At 29.5% G+C, this 23,876-nt stretch carries 28 protein-coding genes; 11 read left to right on the forward strand and 17 right to left on the reverse strand.

Going from position 1 to position 23,876, the window contains the following annotated elements; translation table 11 throughout:
* Positions 1-302: 302 nt before the first annotated feature.
* The 5 genes from H0I28_RS06205 to murB all read left to right on the forward strand — a co-directional run bounded on the left by H0I28_RS06205 (position 303) and on the right by murB (position 4,211).
* Complete coding sequence (locus H0I28_RS06205; protein ID WP_218730690.1) at positions 303-1,493, forward strand: pyridoxal phosphate-dependent aminotransferase; 1,191 nt, start codon at positions 303-305, stop codon at positions 1,491-1,493.
* A gap of 94 nt (positions 1,494-1,587) precedes the next feature.
* A complete protein-coding gene (locus H0I28_RS06210) occupies positions 1,588-2,052 on the forward strand; it encodes a hypothetical protein (protein ID WP_218761012.1) in 465 nt (154 codons plus the stop codon).
* A 208-nt stretch (positions 2,053-2,260) separates the two neighbouring features.
* Positions 2,261-2,767, forward strand: coding sequence for a DUF421 domain-containing protein (locus H0I28_RS06215; RefSeq protein ID WP_218753552.1), 507 nt, complete (start codon positions 2,261-2,263; stop codon positions 2,765-2,767).
* 124 nt (positions 2,768-2,891) lie between these two features.
* Positions 2,892-3,119 carry a PLD nuclease N-terminal domain-containing protein gene (locus tag H0I28_RS06220; protein ID WP_218730693.1) on the forward strand — a complete coding sequence of 76 codons (228 nt, stop codon included), beginning with the start codon at positions 2,892-2,894 and terminating at the stop codon, positions 3,117-3,119.
* Between the two features lie 81 nt (positions 3,120-3,200).
* Positions 3,201-4,211, forward strand: a complete 1,011-nt coding sequence (murB, locus tag H0I28_RS06225) for a UDP-N-acetylmuramate dehydrogenase (RefSeq protein ID WP_218761014.1) — start codon at positions 3,201-3,203, stop codon at positions 4,209-4,211.
* A gap of 58 nt (positions 4,212-4,269) precedes the next feature.
* Here murB and H0I28_RS06230 read toward each other — a convergent pair whose 3' ends face one another.
* From H0I28_RS06230 to H0I28_RS06275, 10 genes are all read right to left on the reverse strand, one after another.
* The gene (locus H0I28_RS06230) at positions 4,270-4,944 is read right to left on the reverse strand and encodes an SCO family protein (protein WP_218761016.1); all 675 of its coding nucleotides are present in this window, start codon (positions 4,942-4,944) and stop codon (positions 4,270-4,272) included.
* Entirely contained in the window at positions 4,913-5,533 is a 621-nt protein-coding gene (locus H0I28_RS06235; RefSeq protein WP_218761018.1) for a toxin-antitoxin system YwqK family antitoxin, read from the reverse strand. The genes H0I28_RS06230 and H0I28_RS06235 overlap by 32 nt, the downstream gene beginning before the upstream one ends.
* Before the next feature lies 1 nt (position 5,534).
* The gene (locus H0I28_RS06240) at positions 5,535-6,299 is read right to left on the reverse strand and encodes a YHYH protein (protein WP_218730697.1); all 765 of its coding nucleotides are present in this window, start codon (positions 6,297-6,299) and stop codon (positions 5,535-5,537) included.
* Positions 6,300-6,366: 67 nt separating this feature from the next.
* Positions 6,367-7,446 (reverse strand): YHYH protein, encoded by a 1,080-nt coding sequence (locus H0I28_RS06245; RefSeq protein ID WP_218761020.1) that lies wholly within the window; start codon positions 7,444-7,446, stop codon positions 6,367-6,369.
* Between the two features lie 136 nt (positions 7,447-7,582).
* Positions 7,583-8,995 carry a CotH kinase family protein gene (locus tag H0I28_RS06250; RefSeq protein WP_218761022.1) on the reverse strand — a complete coding sequence of 471 codons (1,413 nt, stop codon included), beginning with the start codon at positions 8,993-8,995 and terminating at the stop codon, positions 7,583-7,585.
* 43 nt (positions 8,996-9,038) lie between these two features.
* A complete protein-coding gene (locus tag H0I28_RS06255) occupies positions 9,039-9,332 on the reverse strand; it encodes an EF-hand domain-containing protein (protein ID WP_218761024.1) in 294 nt (97 codons plus the stop codon).
* 228 nt (positions 9,333-9,560) lie between these two features.
* Positions 9,561-10,049: a Spy/CpxP family protein refolding chaperone gene (locus tag H0I28_RS06260; RefSeq protein ID WP_218761026.1), complete on the reverse strand. Its 489-nt coding sequence runs from the start codon at positions 10,047-10,049 to the stop codon at positions 9,561-9,563.
* A 5-nt stretch (positions 10,050-10,054) separates the two neighbouring features.
* Positions 10,055-10,375, reverse strand: coding sequence for a hypothetical protein (locus H0I28_RS06265; protein ID WP_218730702.1), 321 nt, complete (start codon positions 10,373-10,375; stop codon positions 10,055-10,057).
* Between the two features lie 63 nt (positions 10,376-10,438).
* On the reverse strand, positions 10,439-11,032 hold the full coding sequence (locus tag H0I28_RS06270) for an RNA polymerase sigma factor (RefSeq protein ID WP_254712847.1): 594 nt from the start codon (positions 11,030-11,032) through the stop codon (positions 10,439-10,441).
* 69 nt (positions 11,033-11,101) lie between these two features.
* The gene (locus H0I28_RS06275; protein WP_218753572.1) at positions 11,102-11,932 is read right to left on the reverse strand and encodes a mechanosensitive ion channel family protein; all 831 of its coding nucleotides are present in this window, start codon (positions 11,930-11,932) and stop codon (positions 11,102-11,104) included.
* A gap of 133 nt (positions 11,933-12,065) precedes the next feature.
* Between H0I28_RS06275 and H0I28_RS06280 the strand changes: the two genes are divergently transcribed.
* From H0I28_RS06280 to lipA, 5 genes are all read left to right on the forward strand, one after another.
* Positions 12,066-12,269, forward strand: a complete 204-nt coding sequence (locus tag H0I28_RS06280; RefSeq protein WP_165733369.1) for a membrane or secreted protein — start codon at positions 12,066-12,068, stop codon at positions 12,267-12,269.
* A gap of 13 nt (positions 12,270-12,282) precedes the next feature.
* Positions 12,283-13,386: a glycosyltransferase gene (locus H0I28_RS06285; RefSeq protein WP_218761027.1), complete on the forward strand. Its 1,104-nt coding sequence runs from the start codon at positions 12,283-12,285 to the stop codon at positions 13,384-13,386.
* On the forward strand, positions 13,377-13,940 hold the full coding sequence (locus H0I28_RS06290) for an RNA polymerase sigma factor (RefSeq protein WP_218730705.1): 564 nt from the start codon (positions 13,377-13,379) through the stop codon (positions 13,938-13,940). The genes H0I28_RS06285 and H0I28_RS06290 overlap by 10 nt, the downstream gene beginning before the upstream one ends.
* A gap of 53 nt (positions 13,941-13,993) precedes the next feature.
* On the forward strand, positions 13,994-14,146 hold the full coding sequence (locus H0I28_RS06295; protein ID WP_218730706.1) for a hypothetical protein: 153 nt from the start codon (positions 13,994-13,996) through the stop codon (positions 14,144-14,146).
* Positions 14,147-14,257: 111 nt separating this feature from the next.
* Positions 14,258-15,127: a lipoyl synthase gene (gene lipA, locus H0I28_RS06300; RefSeq protein WP_218730707.1), complete on the forward strand. Its 870-nt coding sequence runs from the start codon at positions 14,258-14,260 to the stop codon at positions 15,125-15,127.
* A gap of 291 nt (positions 15,128-15,418) precedes the next feature.
* On the opposite strand, the gene pheT is transcribed toward lipA, so the two are convergent.
* The 6 genes from pheT to H0I28_RS06330 form a co-directional block, all read right to left on the reverse strand.
* The gene (gene pheT, locus H0I28_RS06305; RefSeq protein ID WP_218761028.1) at positions 15,419-17,845 is read right to left on the reverse strand and encodes a phenylalanine--tRNA ligase subunit beta; all 2,427 of its coding nucleotides are present in this window, start codon (positions 17,843-17,845) and stop codon (positions 15,419-15,421) included.
* A gap of 445 nt (positions 17,846-18,290) precedes the next feature.
* Positions 18,291-18,863 (reverse strand): phosphatase PAP2 family protein, encoded by a 573-nt coding sequence (locus H0I28_RS06310; protein ID WP_218730709.1) that lies wholly within the window; start codon positions 18,861-18,863, stop codon positions 18,291-18,293.
* Positions 18,853-20,016 (reverse strand): peptidylprolyl isomerase, encoded by a 1,164-nt coding sequence (locus H0I28_RS06315; protein WP_218761029.1) that lies wholly within the window; start codon positions 20,014-20,016, stop codon positions 18,853-18,855. Before H0I28_RS06315 ends, H0I28_RS06310 begins: the two co-directional genes overlap by 11 nt.
* An 8-nt stretch (positions 20,017-20,024) precedes the next feature.
* Positions 20,025-20,753: an FKBP-type peptidyl-prolyl cis-trans isomerase gene (locus tag H0I28_RS06320; RefSeq protein ID WP_218730711.1), complete on the reverse strand. Its 729-nt coding sequence runs from the start codon at positions 20,751-20,753 to the stop codon at positions 20,025-20,027.
* A 2-nt stretch (positions 20,754-20,755) separates the two neighbouring features.
* Positions 20,756-21,289, reverse strand: a complete 534-nt coding sequence (gene gldI, locus H0I28_RS06325) for a gliding motility-associated peptidyl-prolyl isomerase GldI (protein WP_218761030.1) — start codon at positions 21,287-21,289, stop codon at positions 20,756-20,758.
* On the reverse strand, positions 21,279-22,307 hold the full coding sequence (locus H0I28_RS06330; protein WP_218730713.1) for a bifunctional oligoribonuclease/PAP phosphatase NrnA: 1,029 nt from the start codon (positions 22,305-22,307) through the stop codon (positions 21,279-21,281). The genes gldI and H0I28_RS06330 overlap by 11 nt, the downstream gene beginning before the upstream one ends.
* 415 nt (positions 22,308-22,722) lie before the next feature.
* Between H0I28_RS06330 and H0I28_RS06335 the strand changes: the two genes are divergently transcribed.
* A complete protein-coding gene (locus H0I28_RS06335; protein ID WP_218730714.1) occupies positions 22,723-23,142 on the forward strand; it encodes a nucleoside-diphosphate kinase in 420 nt (139 codons plus the stop codon).
* Between the two features lie 84 nt (positions 23,143-23,226).
* On the opposite strand, the gene H0I28_RS06340 is transcribed toward H0I28_RS06335, so the two are convergent.
* Positions 23,227-23,799, reverse strand: coding sequence for a tetratricopeptide repeat protein (locus tag H0I28_RS06340; protein ID WP_218761031.1), 573 nt, complete (start codon positions 23,797-23,799; stop codon positions 23,227-23,229).
* Positions 23,800-23,876 lie beyond the last annotated feature (77 nt).

A 23,876-nucleotide genomic window follows, 5' to 3' on the forward strand; every position in this document is an offset into this window, starting at 1 on the left:
TCTAAAACTTATTTGTTGACTATGCTTATTTTTTTCACTAAAAGTAAACCCTGTTTGAGAATTTACGATGAGTGAAAATAAAAATGATATTATGATAAGAGCGTGTGATTTTATCAAACTAATTGTTTTTATAACCTATACAATATACAACAAAACAAAACAATTAAAGAATTTCTTAAAGTTCAACTAAAATATATCACATACCTATTTGACAATAAACCACCTGCAAAGTTTCTTTAATATACTCTTTTAAATAAAATATATTTCGGAAATTCGCAATTACAAATATTTAAAACATAATTATGCCTGCAATATCTAAGAAAGGATTAAAAATGCCAGAATCACCAATTAGAAAATTGGTACCGTATGCTGAAGACGCTAAAAAAAGAGGTGTTAAAGTATTCCATTTAAATATAGGTCAACCAGATATAAAAACACCACAAGTTGCCTTAGACGCAGTAAAAAACAATACAATTACAACATTGTCTTATGCTCGTTCTGAAGGTTCTGAAGAATATAGAAACAAATTAGTTAGTTATTATAAAAAACATCAAGTTAACGTAACTGCAAACAATATTGTTATTACCACAGGTGGTTCTGAAGCATTGCTTTTTACCATTGGTAGTATTACAGATCCGGGAGATGAAATTATTATTCCAGAACCTTTTTATGCAAATTACAACGGATTTTCTACCGCATCTGGAGTTACCGTAGTACCTGTTATTTCTAAAATTGAAGACAATTTTGCATTGCCTAAAATTGAAGATTTCGAGAAGTTAATTACAAAGAACACCAAAGCAATATTAATTTGTAACCCAGGGAATCCTACTGGATACTTATATTCTAAAGAAGAGATTCAGAAATTAAAAGAGATTGTTTTAAAACACGATTTATTTTTAATTGCTGATGAAGTGTATAGAGAGTTTACCTACGATGGTTTACAACATACCTCTGTAATGGCTTTAGATGGTTTAGAGCAAAACTCTATAGTTATAGATTCTGTTTCTAAGCGATACAGTATGTGTGGTGCAAGAATTGGTTGTATTGTTTCTAAAAATGAAGATTTTATAAAAACGGCTATTAAATTTGCACAAGCACGTTTAAGTCCACCAACATATGCTTTAATTGCTAGTGAAGCTGCTTTAGACACTCCACAACAATATTTTGATGATGTAAAAGAAGAATACGTAGACAGAAGAAATACTTTAATTGCAGAATTAAACAAAATTGAAGGTGTAAAAGTAGCCAATCCAAAAGGTGCTTTTTACTGTGTTGCGCAATTGCCTGTTAAAGATTCAGATCATTTTGCAAAATGGTTGTTAGAAGACTTTAACTTAAACAACGAAACCGTTATGGTTGCTCCTGCAAGTGGTTTTTATTCTACTGAAGGTGAAGGTAAAAACCAAATTAGAATGGCATACGTTTTAAACAAAGAAGATTTAATTAGATCTGTAGAGATTTTAGGAGAAGCTTTAAAAGTTTATAAGGATTAGTTATAACTGTTATATAAAGTACTATTATCCTAACGTATTTACGGGATAATAGTACTAAAAGTTACTATATAATCTAGTTACCTAACATTAAAAAATGAAAATCAAAATACTTTTTTTATTATTCATATTTCCATTTATTATTAATTCACAAGAGTTGAAAAAAAGTGATTTAATTGGTAATTGGAAGTTTAAAAAATATGTTCTTACGAAAGAAATGCCCCAAGACACAATAATCAATGTTGGAGGAGGAATAACGGTTGAATATGGAAAATCTTCAGATTTAAAATTTTCAGATATTAAAATAACAAAGGAAATTTATAAAGAAAAAGACTTTGAATCTGATTTTTGGGAAATTTTGAATTACGAAATAATAGCACATAGTCCAGTGCCGAAAAATGAACTTGAAGAGTATAAAAAATATTCTGTTGGAGTAATTGAGAAACATAAAAATGGAAAGTACTATTTCACAAAACCAACACCTGTGAAAATTTTGTCACTTAATAAAAATGAATTGATTATTGAGGACTATTATTATAATATAATTTATGAACGAAAATAAAAAACGTTAGGTAACACCGTATATAATTTATTGCTGGCTTCTCGCCTACTTACGAAAGTCATCGCGGATTTTCTTTGTCTCTAATTATTTATAAAGTAAATTACTTTAAATTGTAATAAACCATATAAAAACACATTATGTGAAAGGCTAAAACCAACTGTAAAAAGTTTATAAATACGAAACCTTACTTAAACCTAATACAAAAGTTATGAATCAAGAAACTGCCATTTTAGTAGTTATTTCAGTCCTCGGAATTTTTTCAGCAATTATGGTTATAACCAGAATATTTGGGTTAAGAACATTTGCAAAAATGTCAAGTTTTGATTTTGCATCAACTATTGCGGTAGGTTCAATATTAGCCTCAATTGTACTAAATAAAGACCAAGTAATCTTAAAAGGTATTTTAGCCCTTTTTTGTGTAATAGGATTTCAAACACTATTCTCTTTTTTAGTCAGAAAAAATGATTTGTTTAAAAAGCTATTTACCAACAAACCACAATTCCTAATGAAAGATGGCAAAATACTGTATGATAATCTGAAAAGATGTAATGTTGGAGTGAGTGACTTGATGGCAAAATTAAGAGAAGCTAACGTACATAAATTATCAGAGGTTCAAGCTGTAGTCTTTGAAAGTACTGGGGATATTACTGTATTACATAGTTCAGAGATTAATGAAGTGGAAGATATAATTTTGAGAGATGTAGACAGTAAATAATTCTATCAAAGAAAATTTCTCTCAATCGTACAAAAAATTAAATAGTTCAATGAAAAAATGATACTGAACGTTATTAGGGACAACCGTTCAGCTTTAATACTGATTAAAATTTAAAACAAAAATTATGAACTCTTTTTTATTTATCGGAGTTTTCCAACTAATTATAATATTAGTCGTTTTACTTCTAGGAATTTTACCAACAATAATTGCTCTTGTAGATATTTTAAAGAGTGAATTTAAAGGGAATAATAAAATTGTTTGGGTGCTAGTCGTTTTATTTACAAACTTTTTTGGTGCTATTTTATATTTTCTAATTGGTAGAGAACAAAAAATAACGGTTAAGAAATCATAAATCAGGTTTTGTGCTCCGTTAGTACTCAGCTATAGCAAACACTAAAAAAGAACTCAGTTAAAAACAACTTAAATATTAATTGTGAATATTCTAGAAAACACATCCTTAAAAAATTATAATACGTTTGGCATTTCTGTAAATGCCAAACGTTTTATTTCTATTGACTCTGTATATCAATTACAACAACTTTTAAAAGTTGAAAAAGATCTTTTTTTAATTTCTGGTGGAAGCAATATGTTGCTGACAAAAGATATTGAAAAATTAGTGGTACACATAGATATTAAAGGTATTTCTATTGATAACGAAGATGAAAACGCTGTTTATATTACTGTAAATGCTGGCGAAAATTGGCACGATTTTGTATTATGGTGTGTTTCTGAAAATTATGGCGGAATAGAAAACTTGTCTTTGATTCCGGGGAATGTGGGTACCTGTCCTATTCAGAATATTGGTGCTTATGGCGTAGAAGTAAAAGACACTATTACAAAAGTAGAAGCACTAGATATTGAAACGGGTAAATTGGTTCAGTTTTCTAATAAAGACTGTAATTTTGGTTACAGAAATTCTATATTTAAGAATGAAGTAAAAGGAAAGTACATTATTACTTCGGTTAGTTTTAAGTTGACAAAAACCAACCATCATTTAAACTCTTCTTATGGCGCTATTAATACAGAGTTAACGTCTAAAAACATTACAAAACCTGCTTTAAAAGATATTTCTGATGCTGTAATTGCTATTCGAAAATCGAAGCTTCCAGATCCAAAGGAAATAGGAAACAGCGGTAGTTTCTTTAAAAACCCTGTAATTGCTACAACTCAATTTTTAAAGCTTCAAAAAGAGTTTCCATCCATACCAAGTTATAAAATTTCTGATACTGAAGTGAAAGTTCCTGCAGGTTGGTTAATTGAACAAGCAGGCTTTAAAGGAAAACGTTTTGGAAATTATGGTGTTCATGAAAAACAAGCGTTGGTTTTAGTTAATTATGGTAATGCAACTGGAAAAGAAATTTATCAGCTTGCTGAAAAAATAAAAGAAACCATCTTTAATAAATTTGGAATTCCTCTAGAAATTGAGGTAAATATTATCGCATAAAAAAACTCATCAAATTAATGATGAGCTTATAATTTAAAATATAATATTCCCTCGAATACTATATTTCTAACTTTAATGTTTTAATATCTACGATTAATTGCTTTACAGAGTTTTTATTTAAACCGTTGTAAATACCTCTAATGTGTTTATTTTTATCGATAAGAACAAAGTTTTCTGTGTGTAGAAAATCATCAATTCCTTTTGGTTTACCTAAATCTTCCTCCACAAAATAAGACTTTCTTCCTAAATCGTAAATTTGTTTTTTATCACCAGTAACCAAATGCCAATTTTGACCTATATTTTTATCTAAAGCATATTTTTTTAACTGAGCTACAGAATCTATAGAAGGTGTTACGGAATGTGAAAGTATTAAAACTTCATCATCATTTTTAAAAGCCTCCTGAACAAGAATCATATTATCGGTCATCATCGGACAAATACCAGGACACGTTGTAAAGAAAAAATCTGTTATATAAATTTTATTCTCAAATGTTTGTTGACTGATATTCTCCCCATCCTGATTTGTTAAACTAAAATCTGGAATGGTATGAAAAGTATTTAAAGCATCGCTTTTAGCATCGATCCATTTTGGTGTAAAAGATGCTTCATTATAATAAGGCAATACATCAACTTTACTTGCAATTTCTTTATGATCTGTTTTTTTACAACTTAACAAAAGACATATCCCTATTAGTAAAAAACTATAATTCTTTATTTTTTTCAATTTTTTCATCTTTTAATTGATAACATAAATTTGCACGCTTCATTCCAAAAGTTCTGCCATTTTTAGCTTCATAATTTACATAGATCTTGCCGTTTTGTAACCAAGCTCTTTGCAAACCATTTTCATTTCCTTTTAACAAATTTCTTTCTTTAGACTTTACTCCATCAACATACCATTGTCGCTCTAGACCTTGCAACTTCCCTTTTTTGTAAGTTGCCTCATAAGCCAAAGTACCGTTTAGCCACCAAGCTTTATAACTGCCCTCCATAACATTTTGGTTGTAATGCGATGTTACTTTTAAAACTCCATTTTTAAACCAAACGTTATAAACTCCTTCTTTTTTACCATTATAAAAACCTGTCTTTTCCTTTAAGGAATCATTGGTATGATATTTAACTGCAAACCCATTAAAAAGCTTGTTTTTATAATACCAATTCCCTTCGTTACCGTTTAAGATTAAACTATCTTTATGAACCGTAACAGTACTATCAATAGTTCTAATTTTAATAGCAGTATTTTTCTTTTTATTATTGGTTGAAGAATTACAACCAATAATAAAAATTGAAAAAAGGAAAAAAAAGAATGCTGTTAATTTCATATTAGTAACCTTGGTAAGGGCCTGCAAAAGCAATATAAGAACCTGTTGTAGAGTACAATTCGTTTATTATATGATAATGATATTCTTCTATTCCATTTGAATGTTGAGTTATAGAAGTATGTCCGCCAGAAGTATCTAAATCCGTTGGGTAAGTATCTGTTGAATTACATTTTCTACCATATAAGAATACACCATCTAATAAAATACCTACTAGATTTTTATCATCGTTTGTAAATGCTTTTGGTTCTAAATGATAATGATATACTCCAGGTCCAATATGTGCTCCGGTCCAATCTAAACTTGCTGCTGCTTGATCTAAAGCTCCGTTTCCTTCTTGGTCATTAAATATAGAAGCACCACTTATAGCAACACCAATCGTATTTAATTGTGTACTGACCGTACTACCCGTTAAATTTGGAGTAGCATCTACCGTAATGGTAACTGCGTTATTATTACTAGACATTATAGATGGAGTTGTAGCTACATCAGATTCTTCCAAGTATAAATCGCTATCTTCTCCCCAATATACACTTTCGTGATTTGGTAAACCTGTTGTTTCTATAGTTACCGTTGTACCTCCATTAGATAAATAAATATCGGTTGCATCTGTATTAAACTCTGCATACGCTGCATGCAATTCTGTTATAACAACATCATCTATTTCAGTGTCTGTACTTAAATCCGATTCACTATCAGACGTACAAGAAACAAATGCAGAAAAAAGTAAAACAATAAGTGATGTGGTCTTAATAAATTGGTTTTTCATTTTTTTAATTATTGGTTTATATAATCTTTAGATGTGGTTTCTAAAAAAAACTTGCGGTTTTTATTTTTTATTTCTTTTTGGGTTCTTTTCCCAATTCATCTTTGGTTATAAAACCATCATTATTTTTATCAACTTTAGAAAAATCTTCCTTTAAAGGTCCTTTGGTTTCTGTTTTAGATAATTTTCCATCCTTATCTGTATCCATCATTTCTAATAGTTCTTCAAAGTTTTTACGTTCTCCTCCTTTTCTTTCTTCATTCCCATCTCTAGGCGGTCCTCTACGCTCATCTTCTTTTACCTCTCCCATTAAACATCTGCTTACATACGGAAATTCATTTGTAACTAAGTACATATATTTTCCATCAATTGTAATTCCGTTACATTCATCTAAATCTCCTGAATTTGCTACATATTCAAAATCGGAACCATAGGTTCCATCATGATTATCATTTACAGTAATTTTTATAGTTTCTTTCGGGTTTTCATAAACACAATCTTCTCCCTCACGCGTTCCGTCTAATAATTTGTAACTCGGTTTGTAAGCATTACTTTTAGAGTAATAAATAGGAAAACCATCGTGCGCAAAACCAACGTGTACTAAATCTTTTCCGGTATCAAATTCTTCAATTACAGACGTTGGCGTTCCATGATAATGATACTCGCCGGTAGGTTGCACATGTGCATGATTAAAATCGAGTCCTAAATCTATAACATCTTGAAAAGCTTCTACCCTATAATTTTCTCCCGTTTCACAAACAACAACTTCTGCTGTTCCGGGTTCAAACTTTACACCATTTAAAGCAACTCCTGGTTCTCTAACCCAAGTTGCCTTCCCTGTATACTTTGGATTTACAGGAAACGTGTAATTTTTATTTTGTTCAGAAATTGTATTCGGATTTCCTTTTCTTGGAAAAGCACCGGTTTTATGGTCTGGCAATGCATTTGTAACCATTTTTCGTTCATTACCTGTTACAGTAACAATTGTTTTTGTTCCAAAGATTTTACTTATTAAACTATAGGAATCAAAATAATTTACAGCAGAATGTGTATGGCTTTCTGTTTCTCCATGATGTGTATGCTTTGTTGCCTGACTTTTACAACCTATTAATAAAATACTTGCTAATATTGGTATGAAATACTTTTTCATTTTTTTAAATTGTTTTATAAAAGTTTAGATGTCTTTTTATAGATAAACTTGTGTTCTTTAACTTATTTTAACAAAAAAAGCCTCATAATTTCTTATGAAGCTTTTAACAATTAACCAAACTCAAATACTATTTTCTTTAATCTAAATAAGCTGCTACCGCTGTTTTTCTAGAGGTCGCATGTGATTTTAATTGACTAACTGCCGATTGAAAATCTGAACTATTATTTAAAAATGAATATCCTGCAACTTCTGATGTTGCATATTCTTCTACCAAAGCAGCATAACTTGTATATAAAGCCTGAATTGTAGTTTCATTAAATGCACCATTTATAACTTCTTCTACATACGCATCATACTTTTCTTTATAAACTTCATCTTGATACATATACCCAATTAAAGGCCATTGAGATGAACTTAAGCCAGCGAAATTTAAAGGTAAAGAACCTCCCATTTTACCAGTTTGTAAAGCTTCATTATTATCCCAAGGAATCCATGTTAATTTACTCGTAGCCGGATCATTGTATAGGAAATAGTTATGTGTCATTCTACCATAAGTATCCCAATTTTGAACCACCGTATTTACTGCTAAATATTTTAAAAAGATCTCAGTATCAAAAACAGCATCTAAAGTGGTTCTCCAAGCTTCAGGATCTGAAGTTCTTGTACCATCGTTTATAATTGTTAAAAGGTTTTGTACATCAGAAAAATCTGCCTCATCTTCATTATTCTTTTTCACATATTCATCTTCATCAAAAGTTCCGCTTGCAAAACTTGCTGCATCTCCATCTGGTTTGTATAAATTTCCGTCATCATCAGAAAATTGTGTATCTAAAACACTTCCATCTACTTCTTCAACTAAAGTATACAACCCAAAATACTGTGGTCCATCTCCATGATCTACATATAAGGTGTAAAATGCGGTATGAGAAGCTACTAAACCAGCATTTCTAAACACATCTGTGGCTACCTTTTCTCTTAACATAGAGCTATCATCATAATTATTTTTAAGACTCAATTTTTTAATTCCATAAAAACGTTGATTCTTTATTTGAGGATAATCATCTTCAAACTCATCAAAATCTAATTTAAACGATAACTTTAAAATACCTACTTGCCAACTAGACTGCAAACTAGAATTTCCTTTAAAACGCAAACCAACTCTGTACCATTCATTACCTTCATAAAAAACTTCTCCAGGAACAAAAATAGGATCTTCGTCTGAAAAACCACTTGCACCACTTTGCCCAAATGTGCCGTAAAGGTTTTCCATATCATCTAACATGGTTTGCCAACGCTCTTCTGTAATTACAAAGTCTAACCTTTTTACTGTGTTATCTTCAAAAACTTCGCTAATATTTGGATCTACATCTTTACTATGTGTAGCTTCGGTCCAATCTATTGCTTCAAAATCTGTATCATCTATTACCACAGCAACTTCTTCGTTATCATCTATGTCATCTACTACAACATCAGAAACATCATCACTTGTACACGAAAAAATAAAAAGTGTAATCACTAATGAGAATAAATGAATTTTATAATTTTTCATAATTAATTGTTTGATTGATTTTTTTGATTCTATTTTGTTACCCTTAATTTCTTGGTCTTTCTCTTCTTTCTGGTTTTGGGGCATCTTTCAGTTCTTTTTCTGAAATGAAACCATCTTCATCTGTATCAATTTTTTTAAAATCTTTAGCCAAAGGCCCTTTTACTTCTTTTTGAGAAATTTTACCATCTTCATTAGCATCAAATTCTTTTAAAAGTTGTTTAAATGTTGGAGGCCCTTTTGGTTTTTCATCAGAATTACCTTGTTGTGCAAAAGTTGATACTGATACTCCTAAAGAAACTATTATTACTGCTAAAAATTTATTTGTTGATTTTTTCATTTTTAATCTATTTATTAAGTTTATATACCTTTAGATGCGAGTGCTTTTAAAAACTTGTGCACGTTAACTTTACTTTAACATATCTAATTAAAAAATAGTAACACCTAAAAATTAAAGCATTAATTTTATTATAAAAACACTTTAAAAATTAACTTCATCATTCTCAAAAAAAAATCCAAAGCAGTTAAGCTTTGGACCTTTTTTATAACTAAATTATTTATAAATATATTATCTTGGTGGCGGTGGCATTCTTTCATTTCCCGGAGGAGGCATGTTACCATCATTTGGAGGCATTCTATCTCCACCTCTTATGGCTTCTTTAATTATTTTATCAAACTTTTGCACTTGATCTGCTGTACAAATTTCTCTTACCTGTTTAAAAAAAGAAAAAACCTCTGCATCCTTTTTTGCTTGTAAAAGTCCAATTTTTGTAGTTAAAGAATCAATCTTAAAATCTTTTTTATTAAAGCTATCAAATAAAATATCTTTTTGATCTTTAAGCTGATCTTCTAGACCTCTCATTACCTGTCTATGCGCTACATCTAATGTTTTAAATGATGCTTTTTGAGTTTCTGTAAAACTTAATTGTTCGGTTAAAAAATTTCTTGTCGGATTAATTCTTTGATTTTCATGTGGCTTTTTTACCATCATAAAAATTAATACTCCATTTAATAGTAGTAACAAGATTAGAAGAATAGGAAGTAATTTTGATTTCATAACTTTTAATTTAAAATAGAACTGCTATCTGATTGTAAAGAGTATTCTTGTGCAAACGTTTTAATATCTGAAGCTGAACTTGTACTTTGAGATGAACTGTTAAAAGCATAAAAAATAGTTCCTATATTTAATAACAAAACAATACCTAAGGTTGCCAATTGTAACTGCGGTGTAAACCAAGAAAAAACAGGTTTCTTTTCTACCTTTTCAGCTTGTATTTTTTGTAAAACTTTATGCTTAAAAAAGTGATTTACTTCTACTTTATCAATAGTATCTAATACCTTAAAGGTCTCTTCTACTTTTTTATGTATATCTTTTTTATTCATTTTATTTCAATTATAAAATAACATTATACTTTTTTAGATGCAAATTATTTTAAAAACTTGCGCTTAATTATTGTTTTTATAAAAATTTATTAATTTTTCTTGCAAACTCTTCTTAGCTCTAAACATTAAAGACTCTACCGAGGATAAACTTTTACCCGTAATTTCTACTATTTCTTGATAACTTTTATCATCAATCTTTGCCAAGGTAAATACAATTCTCTGTGCTTCTGGCAAAGTATTTATAGCCTTAAAAATAGTTGCAGATTTTTCTTTATTCTCTAATAAAATACCTGGGTGATTTACTTCTGTAAAATAACTTGTTTTATCTAACGGAATTTCATTTCCTAAAATAGTTTGCATAAACGCAAATCTCTTTTTAGTATTCTTTTTTCTGATAAATTCTAGACACTTATTGGTCGCTATTTTATAAATCCAAGTAGAAAGTTTAGAATCTCCTTTAAATTTAGAAATAGATCTAAAAATTTCTAAAAAAACTTCTTGTGCAATATCTTCTGCATCTTCTTTATTAGGCACAAAAGAAATGCAGGTACCAAAAACTTTCTGTTGATAGTCATCTAAAAGTTGACTAAAAGCAGTCTGTTTTCCTGATTTTAATTGTGCTATTAAGTTCTCTTCGGTCAAGATTATTGTTTTCAAAAAAGTAAACATACAAAAAAAGACTGTCTAGATAAACAGTCTTTTCTTTATTATTAAATATAAAATATATTATTTAGTCATTGTAACAACTCTCTGTGGTAAAGGAGCTTCATAACCGGCATTTCCTAAAGCTTCTACAATTCTCTGTCTAGTATCCCAAAAAACCTCCCAATAATTCTCGCAATTAGCATAAGGTAAAGCTAATAACTCAACACTATTTTGTCCTAAATTATTTACGGCAACTCTTGGAGCACTTGCGCCTTCTTGTAAAACATGATTATCTTTTAAAAGAACATCCAATACAATTTGTTTTGCCTTCTCAATATCCGATCCATATCTAATTGCAAAAGGCATGTCGATACGTAGATTTCCTATTTTAGTTAAATTGGTAATCTTATTAGAAGTAATGGTAGAATTTGGTATAATTTCAGTTTCATTCTGAAACGTTTCTATAACGGTAACAAACACAGAAATTTCTTTTACAAAACCAAAAGCTCCGTTTGTTTTAATTAAATCTCCTACTTTAAAAGGCTTAAAAACAAGTAACATAATACCTGAAGCTATATGCCCTAAAGAACCATTAAAAGCAGCACCAATTGCCAAACCTACACCTGCCATTAATGCTGCAAAAGAGGCCATTGGCAAACCAACAATACCTGCAATAGAAATAATTAATAGTAATTTTAAAATAAAACCAATACTGGTTAATAGAAAAGGTTGTAAAGTTTCATCTAATTTTGTTTTTTCAAACCCTTTAGAAACTCCTTTCATAATCATCCTAATAATCCAAAGACCAATTATTAATGCTGCAAAAGCACCAATTAATTGAAGTCCCCAGTTTCCTAAACCAGCAGAAATTGTGTTGTAAAAGTTTTGTAAAGATTGTGTAATTGTATCCATAATTTTATGTTAAAGTTGTTAATTATATTCAAAGTTTTGACACCTAATTTCTTAAAAAGTCACTATATAAATATTCTATATTGTTTTTTAAGACAGCTTAAGAATTCGTATCTTTGTATCTCAAATTTTTATTATGAAATTATTATTTCTTACTTTAGGTTTATTAGCACTTGCAGTGGCAGGAATCGCTATAAAAATATGGGCAAAAAAAGATGGTAAATTTGCAGGTACTTGTGCAAGCCAAAACCCAATGTTAAACAAATCAGGAGAGTCTTGTGGTTTTTGTGGAAAAACTCCAGACCAATTTGATACTTGCGAAGACACCGAACATAACTAACTCTCTTTTTTAAATGATATTATCTGTACTCTTCTACTCTTTTGTAGTATTTACAGCAATACAAATTATTTATTATCTCATTTTTTCTTCTTTTTTATTCAAAAAAAAAACAGATAGAAAAAATGCCTTAGATATTCCTATAACTGTAATTGTATGTGCCAAAAATGAAGCTAAAAACTTACAAGATTTTTTACCATCTATATTAAATCAAGATTATTCAAATTTTGATATTGTTTTAATAAACGACGCTTCTTCAGACGAAACATTAGAGGTAATGGAGTCTTTTGAAAAAGAACATTCTAATATTAAGTTAATTAATGTTGAGAATATAGAGGCTTTTTGGGGAAATAAAAAATACGCGTTAACACTAGGAATAAAAGGTGCAAAAAATGATCATCTCTTGTTTACAGATGCAGATTGTAAACCTGTATCTAAACATTGGATTTCTGAAATGGTTCAAAATTTCCAAGAAGAAAAAACCATTGTTTTAGGATACGGTAAGTATAAAAAAGAAAAATCATTAGTAAATTTATTTGTTCGTTTCGAAACCTTGTTAACTGCAATACAATATTTTAGTTATGCTAAATTAGGATCTCCGTATATGGGAGTTGGTCGTAATTTAGCATATCATAGATCTGAGTTTTTTAATGTGAAAGGTTTTATAAATCATATCCATATAAAATCTGGTGATGATGATTTGTTTATTCAAGATGCAGCTAACAAAGAAAATACGACCTTTACCATCTCTAAAAAAAGTTTTACAGAATCTATTGCTCCCAAAAGCTTTAAAGAATGGTTTCAACAAAAAAGGAGACATATATCTACAGCAAAATACTATAAACCAAAACATAAATTCTTTTTAGGCTTGTTCTTTGTTTCTAAAGTATTGTTTTATCTTTTGGCTATTCTTTTATTTTTCCTTTATCCTTGGGAACCTGTTTTAGCAATATTTTTAACGTATTATTTAGTACAATTCATTGTTATCGGTTTTTCTGCTAAAAAATTAAAAGAACCAACTATCACTTATGTATTGCCTTTTTTAGAAATAGGACTACTAATATTTCACTTTTCAATATTTATCACTAATTTGTCGTCAAAACCAAATCATTGGAAATAGACAATACTAAACTTACAATCAATATTACAAAGGCTAAAAGTGGAAATCAATCTGCATTTAGATTCTTATTGGATACCTATTGGTCTGCCGTTTATAATTATCAATTAAAGAGAACACAAAGCGAAAACGAAGCAGAAGATATTACTATACAAACGTTTTCTAAAGCTTTTGATAAAATTAATACTTTTGATGAACAGTATGTTTTTAAGACTTGGCTAATCACCATTTCTAAGAATGTTCATATCGATTTACTACGGAAGAAAAATATTTCTATCGCTACTAATACTTCTAAAGAACAAGAAGAAAAAGCGTATTTAGTAGTCGATGAAAACCCTACTCCTGAAGATAAAATTATTACAGAACAAAACTTAGCGAAGTTGTTAAGGGACATAAAAAAATTAAAACCGAAATACCAAGAAGTGATTCAATTACGTTATTTTCAGGAATTATCATATAAAGAAATTTCCGAGCAAATTAACGAACCTATGAATAACGTAAAGGTAAAGTTGTTGAGAGCTAAAAAATTGTTAGCAGAGATTATTAAGAAATCTTAAACTATATACCAATGTTTTTGTAATTAATTCTTTATTTTCTAAAAAACCTTGTAATGACAACAAAACAGAAAAAGAACTCCATCTCTAAAAAAGACAAGAATAACATAAGAATAAGTACTTTAATTGCTGTAGTTTCTTTTATTATTTTTAAAGCTATAATTTCTGATTGGGAACATTTTAAGGCGGGTTTAACCGGACACTTTTAGAAGAAAATTCAACATCTCATTATTTCTTATAAAACAAGTTTAATACTTAAAATGATAACTCTACTTTTTTATTTTTTCCTTTGTATCTTTGTTTTTCAAATTCAATAAAAAATGGCAATAGAATCTGTAATACTTCCAGAAAAAGCTAAAAAACCAAAATGGTTACGTGTAAAATTACCTGTTGGTAAAAAATACACGGAACTAAGAACTTTGGTAGATAAATATAAACTGAATACCATTTGTACTAGTGGAAGCTGCCCGAACATGGGAGAATGTTGGGGAGAAGGAACTGCTACATTTATGATTTTAGGAAACACATGTACACGTTCTTGTGGTTTTTGTGGTGTAAAAACCGGAAGACCAGATACTGTAGAATGGGATGAACCAGAAAAAGTGGCACGTTCTATAAAATTAATGAGCATAAAACACGCTGTAATTACTTCTGTAGATAGAGACGATTTAAAAGATGGTGGTTCTATTATTTGGGCAGAAACTGTGGATGCAATCCGTAGAGCAAACCCAAAAACAACTTTAGAAACTTTAATTCCAGATTTTCAAGGAAATACAAAGCAGCTAGATAGAGTTATAGAAGTACATCCAGAAGTAGTTTCTCATAATATGGAAACCGTTAGAAGGTTGACTCGTGAAGTTAGAATACAAGCAAAATACGATAGAAGTTTAGGTGTTTTAAAATACTTAAAAGAAAACGGAATGCGAACTAAAACTGGTTTAATGCTAGGTTTAGGAGAAATGGAAGAAGAAGTTATACAAACCATGAAAGATTTACGTGCAGTAAATTGTGATATTATTACGATTGGTCAGTATTTACAACCTACCAAAAAGCATTTACCGGTTAAAGAATTTATCACTCCAGATCAGTTTAAAAAATACGAAACATTAGGTTTAGAAATGGGCTTTATGTATGTAGAAAGTGGTGCTTTAGTACGTTCTTCTTACAAGGCACATAAACACGCTGTATAAATATTTTTAAGTTTATAATGTATTAGCATAAACTCTTATATTTTTACATCAAAAATGAATAAAATTTAACGATTCTCAATTGAGAGTCGTTTTTTTATTAAATTAATATAAAAATTAAATTTAATTAACATATTCTCAAATAATATACTATTTTTGCACCGTGTTTGAAAAAGCACTATTGAAAGCAACTTTGTAAACTGTTTTTGAGATAAATATTTGAATTAGTAAGTAAAAAAAACCATCTCAAATGAGATGGTTTTTTTATGAAAATTAATAAAAGTAATTTTTAAATTACCTTAATACAGCTTCTAAATTCTTTTCGAATGATTGCTGTAATTTTTGCATTATTTTATCTATTTGTTTATCCGCTAAAGTTTTTGTTTCATCTTGTAACAAGAAACTAACTGCATACGATTTTTTTCCTTCTGGTAATTTATCTCCTTCGTAAACATCAAATAAATCAACCTCTTTTAATAGCTTTTTTTCAGCTTGAAAAGCTAAATTGTATACTTCGTTAAAAGAAACTTTAGAATCTAATAATAAGGCTAAATCACGTTTTACAATTGGAAATTTAGATAACTCACTTACTTTAATATTCTTATTTCCTACTAATTTTAAAATAGTATCCCAGTTAAAATCAGCAAATAAAACCTCTTGCTTAATTCCGAATTCTTTTAATAAAGAAGCTTTCACAACTCCAAATTCTACTAATTTTATTTTTCCTAAACCAAAAGAAATTCCTTCAGAAAAAATATCTTGTTTAGATGGTGACGATTTTACTTTATCTATTCCTAATCTACTTAATAAAGAAGTAATAACACCTTTTAAGTAAAAGAAGTCAGTTGATTTATTAGCAACACTCCAGCTTTCTTTTGTTCTGTTACCGGTAACAAAAAGCGTTAAATGTTTGTTTTCTTCGTATTTCTCGTTGTATTTATGATATGTTTTACCAAATTCATAAAATTGTAGTGAGTTATTTTTTCTATTGATATTATAACTAACAGATTCTAAACCACTAAACAATAAAGATTGACGTAATACTTTTAAATCGTTACTTAACGGATTTAACATTTCTACATTTGCCTCTTCATTAATATTCTCAGACAATGCCGTGTATTCTGGCTTTGTTAAAGAATTTGCCATTGTTTCGTTAAAACCTAAAGCACTTAATTGGTTTGCAATAACGTTCTCTATCTTAGTTTCTTTATTAGAGTCAAAAGAAATTGAAGTATTTAGTTTGTGAGAAAATTCAATATTATTATAACCGTATACTCTTAAAATTTCTTCAATAATATCTGCTTCACGCTGTACATCTGTTCTGTAAGAAGGTATTGTTAAGCCAAGACCTCCGTTAGTTACACTGTTAATTTTAATTTCTAAAGAAGCTAAAATATTTTTAATGGTTTCTTTAGGAATCTCTTGTCCTATTAATCTATACACATGCTCAAAAGACAAAAATACTTGAAAATCTTCTATCTTAACAGGATAAAAATCAGAAACATCTGATGCTAATTTACCACCTGCATATTCTTCTATTAACAATGCTGCTCTTTTTAAAGCATATTCTGTTGTATTTATATCTATACCACGCTCAAAACGGAAAGATGCATCTGTATTTAATGCATGTCTTTTGGCTGTTTTACGAACACTAACCGGATTAAAATAAGCACTTTCTAAAAATATAGATTTTGTATATTTTGTAACTCCAGAATGTAAACCTCCAAAAACACCTGCGATACAAAGCGGATTAGAATCTCCATCACAAATCATAATATCTTCTGATGATAATTCTCTTTCAACTTCATCTAAAGTGGTAAACTTAGTACCTTCTTCTAATGTTTTTACAAGTATTTTATTTCCTTTTATTTTCTGAGCATCAAAGGCATGTAAAGGCTGTCCTAATTCATGTAAAACATAATTTGTAATATCTACAATATTGTTTTTAGGTGTTAAGCCAATAGCCTTTAACCTATTTTGAATCCATTCTGGCGAATCTTTAACTTCTATATCTGTAATCGTAATACCACAATAACGAGGAGTAGCTTCTTTACTTTCTACTTCTACATCTACGCGTAACGTTCTTTCATCTACATGAAAATTACTTACAGAAGGAGATATCAATTCTAACTTAATGTCTTGCTGAATTAAACCTGCACGTAAATCTCTTGCAACACCAAAATGGCTCATTGCATCAGATCTATTAGGCGTTAACCCTATTTCGAAAACATAATCTGTTTCTATTTTAAAAACTTCTGCAACTGGTGTACCCGTTTTTAGTTTTTTATCTAAGACTAAAATTCCGTCATGCCCTTTACCTAAACCTAATTCGTCTTCGGCACAAATCATTCCATGACTCTCCTCTCCTCTTATCTTACCTTTTTTTATTTTAAAGCCGTCACCCTTCTCGTCATATAAAGTAGTTCCAATAGTTGCAACTGGCACTTTTTGTCCTGCAGCAACATTAGGTGCACCACACACAATTTGTACGGGATTCTCTAGGCCTAAATCTACTGTAGTTACTTTTAAACGATCTGCGTTAGGATGCTGTATACAAGTTAAAACCTTACCAACAACAATTCCTTTTAAACTTCCTTTTATAGATTCTTTGGTTTCAATTCCTTCCACCTCTAAACCTAAATCAGTTAACAATTCTCCTGTTTTAACAGGCTCCCAATCTATCTGCAAAAATTGTTGTAACCAATTGTATGATATTTTCATATTATTTTTTTCCGGGTTTGTTAACTGCAAATTTACTTAAAATCTACTTTTTATCATCCATTTTAATTCTAAAAAGTAAGTTTATTTTTAATATTTCTAAAATAAATTATAACGTGTCTTTAAATCTGAATAATGTTGTAGAAAACACAGAATTATCAACTACTTTCTAGCAAATGTTTTATTTCTGAAGAGCACCAATTACAGCCTCTTTTTTTAGTTTCGGACCTGTACTATAAAAAAGTTGCTACTTCTAAAGTTTAAATGTATTTTGATTACATTTTTTTTATTAAAATGAAAAATTAGTTCGTAAAAAAAGTTAGAACAACCTAATTATGCATTTATAAAACTGGTTTTAATATTTTAAATTGAAGAATTTATTGCATGTATTTTACTTCGATAATTATCGAAAAAAAAACACAAAAGAAAGTAAGGATGTTGTCTAATTTTATTGAAATATTTTTTGATTGACCTTCTTAAAAAAGTAGTAATAAATATTAGCAAAAGTGACACCTACTAAAGCGCCTACAATAATATCTAGAGGAAAGTGTACTCCTAAATACAACCTACTATAAGCGAAAATTAATGGCCAAAATAAAACAAAGTAGATATACTTATATTTATCTTTTAAAAGTAATACTACAAAAACAGAGAAAAATGTTGATGTAGAAGCATGCCCAGAGGTAAAACTAAAACTCTGAGGAGTAATTAGCGTTCTTAATAAGTGCTTTATTTCTGGATCGTTATTAGGACGTAAACGTTGAACAGAATTTTTTATAAGGTTCGTAAATTGGTCTGAAAAGGCGACCAATAAAATCATGGTAAGAATCATAAATCCACCTTGTTTCCAACCATAAGCCTTAATGGTTAAATAAAAAATAAGAATAAACAATGGGCTCCAATAAAGCTGATTGGTAATTACCAACCAAAACGGATCCCATTGCTCACTCCCTAAACTGTTTAGAAAAATTAATAACTCTTTATCTAAATGTATAATATTTTCTAACAAATTATTTTCCAATTTTTAATACTTCAACTTCAAAAACTAAATCAGATTTTGCAGGAAAAGGACCATATTTTTCTTCACCATACCCTAAATAGTAAGGGATAAATAAACGTACTTTTTCTCCTTCGTTCATCGTTAAGACACCTTCTTTAAAACCTGCAATCATAGGTCTTTGAGTATCATTTAACTGACAAACAAAAGGTGTTCCACTAGTTTCTGCTGTAGACTGAATTTTTTTACCATCTGCAGTATACAAGGTATAATTAATAGTTAAAGGTTTGTTGTCAACTATTTTTTTTCCAGAAGTTTCTTTTAATTTTAAAATGCGAAGTCCAGAAGATGTTTTTTCTGCTTTAGCTTCATCCATTTCATCTAAAAAAGCCGCCTTTTCTACTAAATAATTAGCATATCTTGCTTTTTCAACTTCATCTTCAGCTTTCTTTTTATCTTTTTCTAAATTTGCGAAATCTCCTAATTGAGTATCAAAAACTTCTGCGGCATTAAAGCTATTTGCTTCAGCCCCAAGTTTAAGAATCTTTACAGATAAAATAGTATCTTTTTGTACAATACTATTTACAACAGACATTCTTGTAGAATCTATTGCTTTGTTTAACTGTAAAGAATCTTTAATTTTACTTTTTAATTCTTTTAATTGAAGTGCGTTTATTATTGTTTTACCAAACACAGCATGTTTACCATCTAAATGTGGAATTGGTTTATGAGTAATAAAAAACTGAGTATTGTTGGTTGTTGGTCCTGCATTTGCCATAGAAAGAATCCCTTTATCATTATGTCTGTACATTAAATCTCCATCTTCACTCTTTGGAAATTCGTCACCAAAAACATAACCTGCATCTTTTCTTCCACTAGCAGTAAAACCACCACCCTGAATTACAAAGTTATCTACAACTCTATGAAAAATAACACCTTCATAAAAGTCTTTACCTTTTAAAGAATCTACTAACTTGCTATTTGTTCCTTCTACAAGAGAAACAAAGTTTGCAACTGTCATTGGTACATCTTCTGCATATAATTCTACTAAAATCTCCCCTTTATTGGTTAAAATTTCAGCATAAACTCCATCATTAAGTCCTTTGTACTTTTCTGGTGTAGTGCTGCATGCAGTTAATAAAACAACAAATGCAATTAAGTATTTTAAATTCTTCATCAAGTATATTATTTTGTAATTTCTAATAATTCTACTTCAAAAATTAATGTAGAAAATGGCTTAATATCTGCACCTTTTTGTTGTGCTCCGTAAGCTAATTCTTGAGGTATAAAAAATTTGTATTTAGAACCAACATTCATTAACTGCACACCTTCTGTCCATCCTTTAATTACTTGGTTTAATCCAAATTCTGCTGGAGTACCTCTATCTACAGAGCTATCAAAAACCTTTCCTTCTATGTTAGTTCCATGATAATGAACTTTTACTTTAGTTGTTGGTCCTTCTGGCTTGTCTCCGTTACCTTCTTTTAAAACAATGTACTGTAAACCACTATCTGTAGTAATTACACCTTCTTTTGTTTTATTTTCTGCTAAAAAGTCAATTCCTGCTTTTTTATTTTCTCCAAACTTAGCTTCTGCTTCACTAGCTGCTTTTTCTTGCTGCTCTTTCATTTGCTCTGCTTGTTTCTTTTGAAAATAAGGGCTAATTACACTCTGAATATCTTTAACATCTATTAATAAATTAGTAGAATCTAAACCATTTCTAATTGCCTGTGTAAGAATATCTTTATTTACTTCTTCGAAACCAGATCTTAATTGACCAGACATACTTAAACCAATTGCATAACTAACAGAGTCTATTTCTGTTTCTAAAGATTTAACTTCTTTTACTTGGTTACCACAAGAAACCATAGATGCAACAACAGCTACTGCTAAAATACTTTTTACTACTTTCATTTTTAATTATTTATATTGATTAATGTTACTGTACTCTTAATTGATTGATTAATTCCTATTTTATTTCCATCTCCAGAAACGCCATAAGCACTATAAGACGGAATCACAAATGTAATGGTTTCTCCAACTTTCATCAACTTTATTCCTACTTGAAGTGCAGAAATAAAATCTTCTTTATCTACTCTGTAATTTTTCACCCCTAATTCGTCCTTACTATAAATTATATCTCCCTGTAAATCAGCAACATTATACGATATCACAGTAACATCTCCTTCTTTTGGAGTTAGAGCGTTTTCTTCTATTTTGTTGATGTAGGCATACCAAAATCCATTAGGAGAAACTTGATATGTATTTACTGAATCTTTTTTAATTACGTCTAAAATCTTAGCTTCTTCTATAGCATTTAACTTTATAGACTCCATAATAGTTTCCTTTAACACCGTTGTAGAGGCCTTAGGATTAATCGGTTTTCTAGGCTCTACTTTAAAGCAGCCTATACATAAGATTGATGTTAGAACTAAAATTTTAATTTTCATAAGAAGCTTTTAATTCATTTTGATATTGTGGTAATAAACTAACAAATTTGGTCACTGTCTCTGCCATGGAAATGTCAGACCTTCCTCCTGCTGCATTGTCATGTCCGCCTCCAGAAAAATGATTCCTTGAGAATTGATTTACAGAAAAAGTTCCTTTAGAACGGAAAGATATTTTTACCATGCCTTGCTCACTATCTTCTATAAAAATTGCAGCAAAAATAATTCCTTTCAAAGAAAGTGCATAATTTACAACACCTTCTGTATCTCCTTTTTGAAAATCGAATCTCTTTTTTTCTTCCGAAGACAACGTAATATAAGCGGTATTGTACGTTGGTAAAATTTGTAAATTACTTAATGCTTGTCCTAATAACAACAATCTATTATAAGAATTGGCATCATATACATTATTATGTATTTTATCATTTTTTGCACCTTTATCTATTAAAGCGGCAATAATTCTGTGCGTAGTACTTGTGGTAGATCTAAAACGAAAAGATCCAGTATCTGTCATAATACCTGTATATAAACAAGTAGCAATATCTGCATCAATTAAATCTAAATCGGCATTCATTTCTATAAATTGATATACCATTTGACTTGTAGAGCAAATAGTAACATCAGAATACATATATTTTACATCATCTGGTTGTTGATGATGGTCTATCATCGCAAAATCGTTGGGATATTTTTCTAACGTTTTTTGCATATCAGTACCTACTCTGTGCAACGTATTAAAATCTAAAAGAAAAATAAGATCTGAAGCTTTTATGGCTTTTTGAGATTGATTATTTTGCCAATCGAAACGATAGGTAGTTTCTGAACCTGGTAACCAATGTAAAAATTCTGGATATTCATTAGGCACAACAACAGTTGCATTGTGTCCTTTTTTATCTAAATAATGTTTTAAAGCTAATGTAGACCCCATAGCATCTCCATCTGGATTTCTATGCCCTACAATTACAATATTTCTCGATGTATCAAGAAAGCTTTTTAACTCTTCCAATCCTTTTAAAATCATAAGATGCGAAGATACAATTTAATAACATTGTTCAAAACATATTTTCTTTTACATTTCTGTTAAAATAAACCCATTTAGTCTTAAAATTTAACAATTAGAATCTACCTTTTAGTTGTTTTTATTTAGAATATTAGTCATTCACTAAAGGAACTTACTACAAGAACACCAATGATTTTTACTTCTAGCAGACTTATAAATCTCTACAATTATTTCACTGAAAAAACTGACAAACATAGCTTACAAAATGCAGCTTCAGAACTTAGTTTTAGACTTTTAAAATTCAATTTTTAGAAAAAAGAAATCGCTATGGAAATGCGGGGTAAAACAATAAGTTACAACAAGAATTCACACAAGTTGACCCTTAACTTGCAGTTAACATTAAATAATGTACTTTTGCAAAAATATAAAAAATAGAATGGCAACAAATAGAACATTTACAATGCTTAAACCAGATGCTGTAGAAAACGGACATACTGGAGCAATTTTAGACAAAATTAACGCTGCTGGATTTAGAATTGTAGCTTTAAAGAAAACTCAAATGACACAAGCAGATGCTGAAACTTTTTATGCTGTGCATAATGAGCGTCCGTTTTTTGGTGAATTAGTAGAGTTCATGACACGTGGACCAATTGTAGCTGCAATCTTAGAAAAAGATAATGCTGTAGAAGATTTTAGAACCTTAATTGGTGCTACAAATCCTGCTGATGCTGCAGAAGGTACAATCAGAAAATTATACGCAACTTCTATGGGAGAAAATGCTGTACATGGTTCTGATTCTGATGAAAATGCAGAAATTGAAGGAAACTTTCACTTTTCTGGAAGAGACCAATTTTAAGAATTTATAAAATTCTTGAAAACTATATTTCATAAAAAAACTCACAACGAAAGTTGTGAGTTTTTTTATGTTTTAACATTATTCTTATAAACAGTACTTGTTTTGCAACTCTTCTACCTCATTGGTATTGTAAGTTTTATCATACTTGTATTCTTTTGCTTTAGCTAAAGCATTACAAGCTTTATCTAATTGATTATTTTCTATATAAATTAAAGCTAAACATTTATAAGCATAAGAATTAACCGTGTTTTCTTCTAGGGATTTTTGTAAATCTTTAATAGCCTCTTCAAACCTACCTAATTTATAATATATCTCTCCTCTTGTTGCCCAAATAGTTTTTTCTACTGAAATATCTTTTTCTGATAACTTATGACTTCTTTTATCCGCTATCGTTTTTTCTATAAAACCTACAGCTTTTGTATAATCTCCAGTTTCCAAATAAAGTTTCGCTTTATTAAAAAAAGCATAATAATTATTCGGATTAATATCGTGGCATTTATTTAAATACTCTAATGCCAAGTCATAATCTTTAGCTTTTAACAGCAACCAACCTAAATTATTTAAAACAGCTTGATTGTCACCTTCAATAGCTAAAGCTTTAAAATTATACATCAATGCTTTTTCATAATCTTCAATAGCGCTATAAACAATAGCCAAACTATGATATATACTTCTTTGAGAAGATAATCTTATTTCATTTGGACTTAGTTTAGAAAGAATAAAGTTAAAATCTT

Origin of the sequence: Polaribacter sp. AHE13PA (assembly GCF_019278505.1) — a bacterium.
Taxonomy (GTDB): Bacteria; Bacteroidota; Bacteroidia; order Flavobacteriales; family Flavobacteriaceae; genus Polaribacter.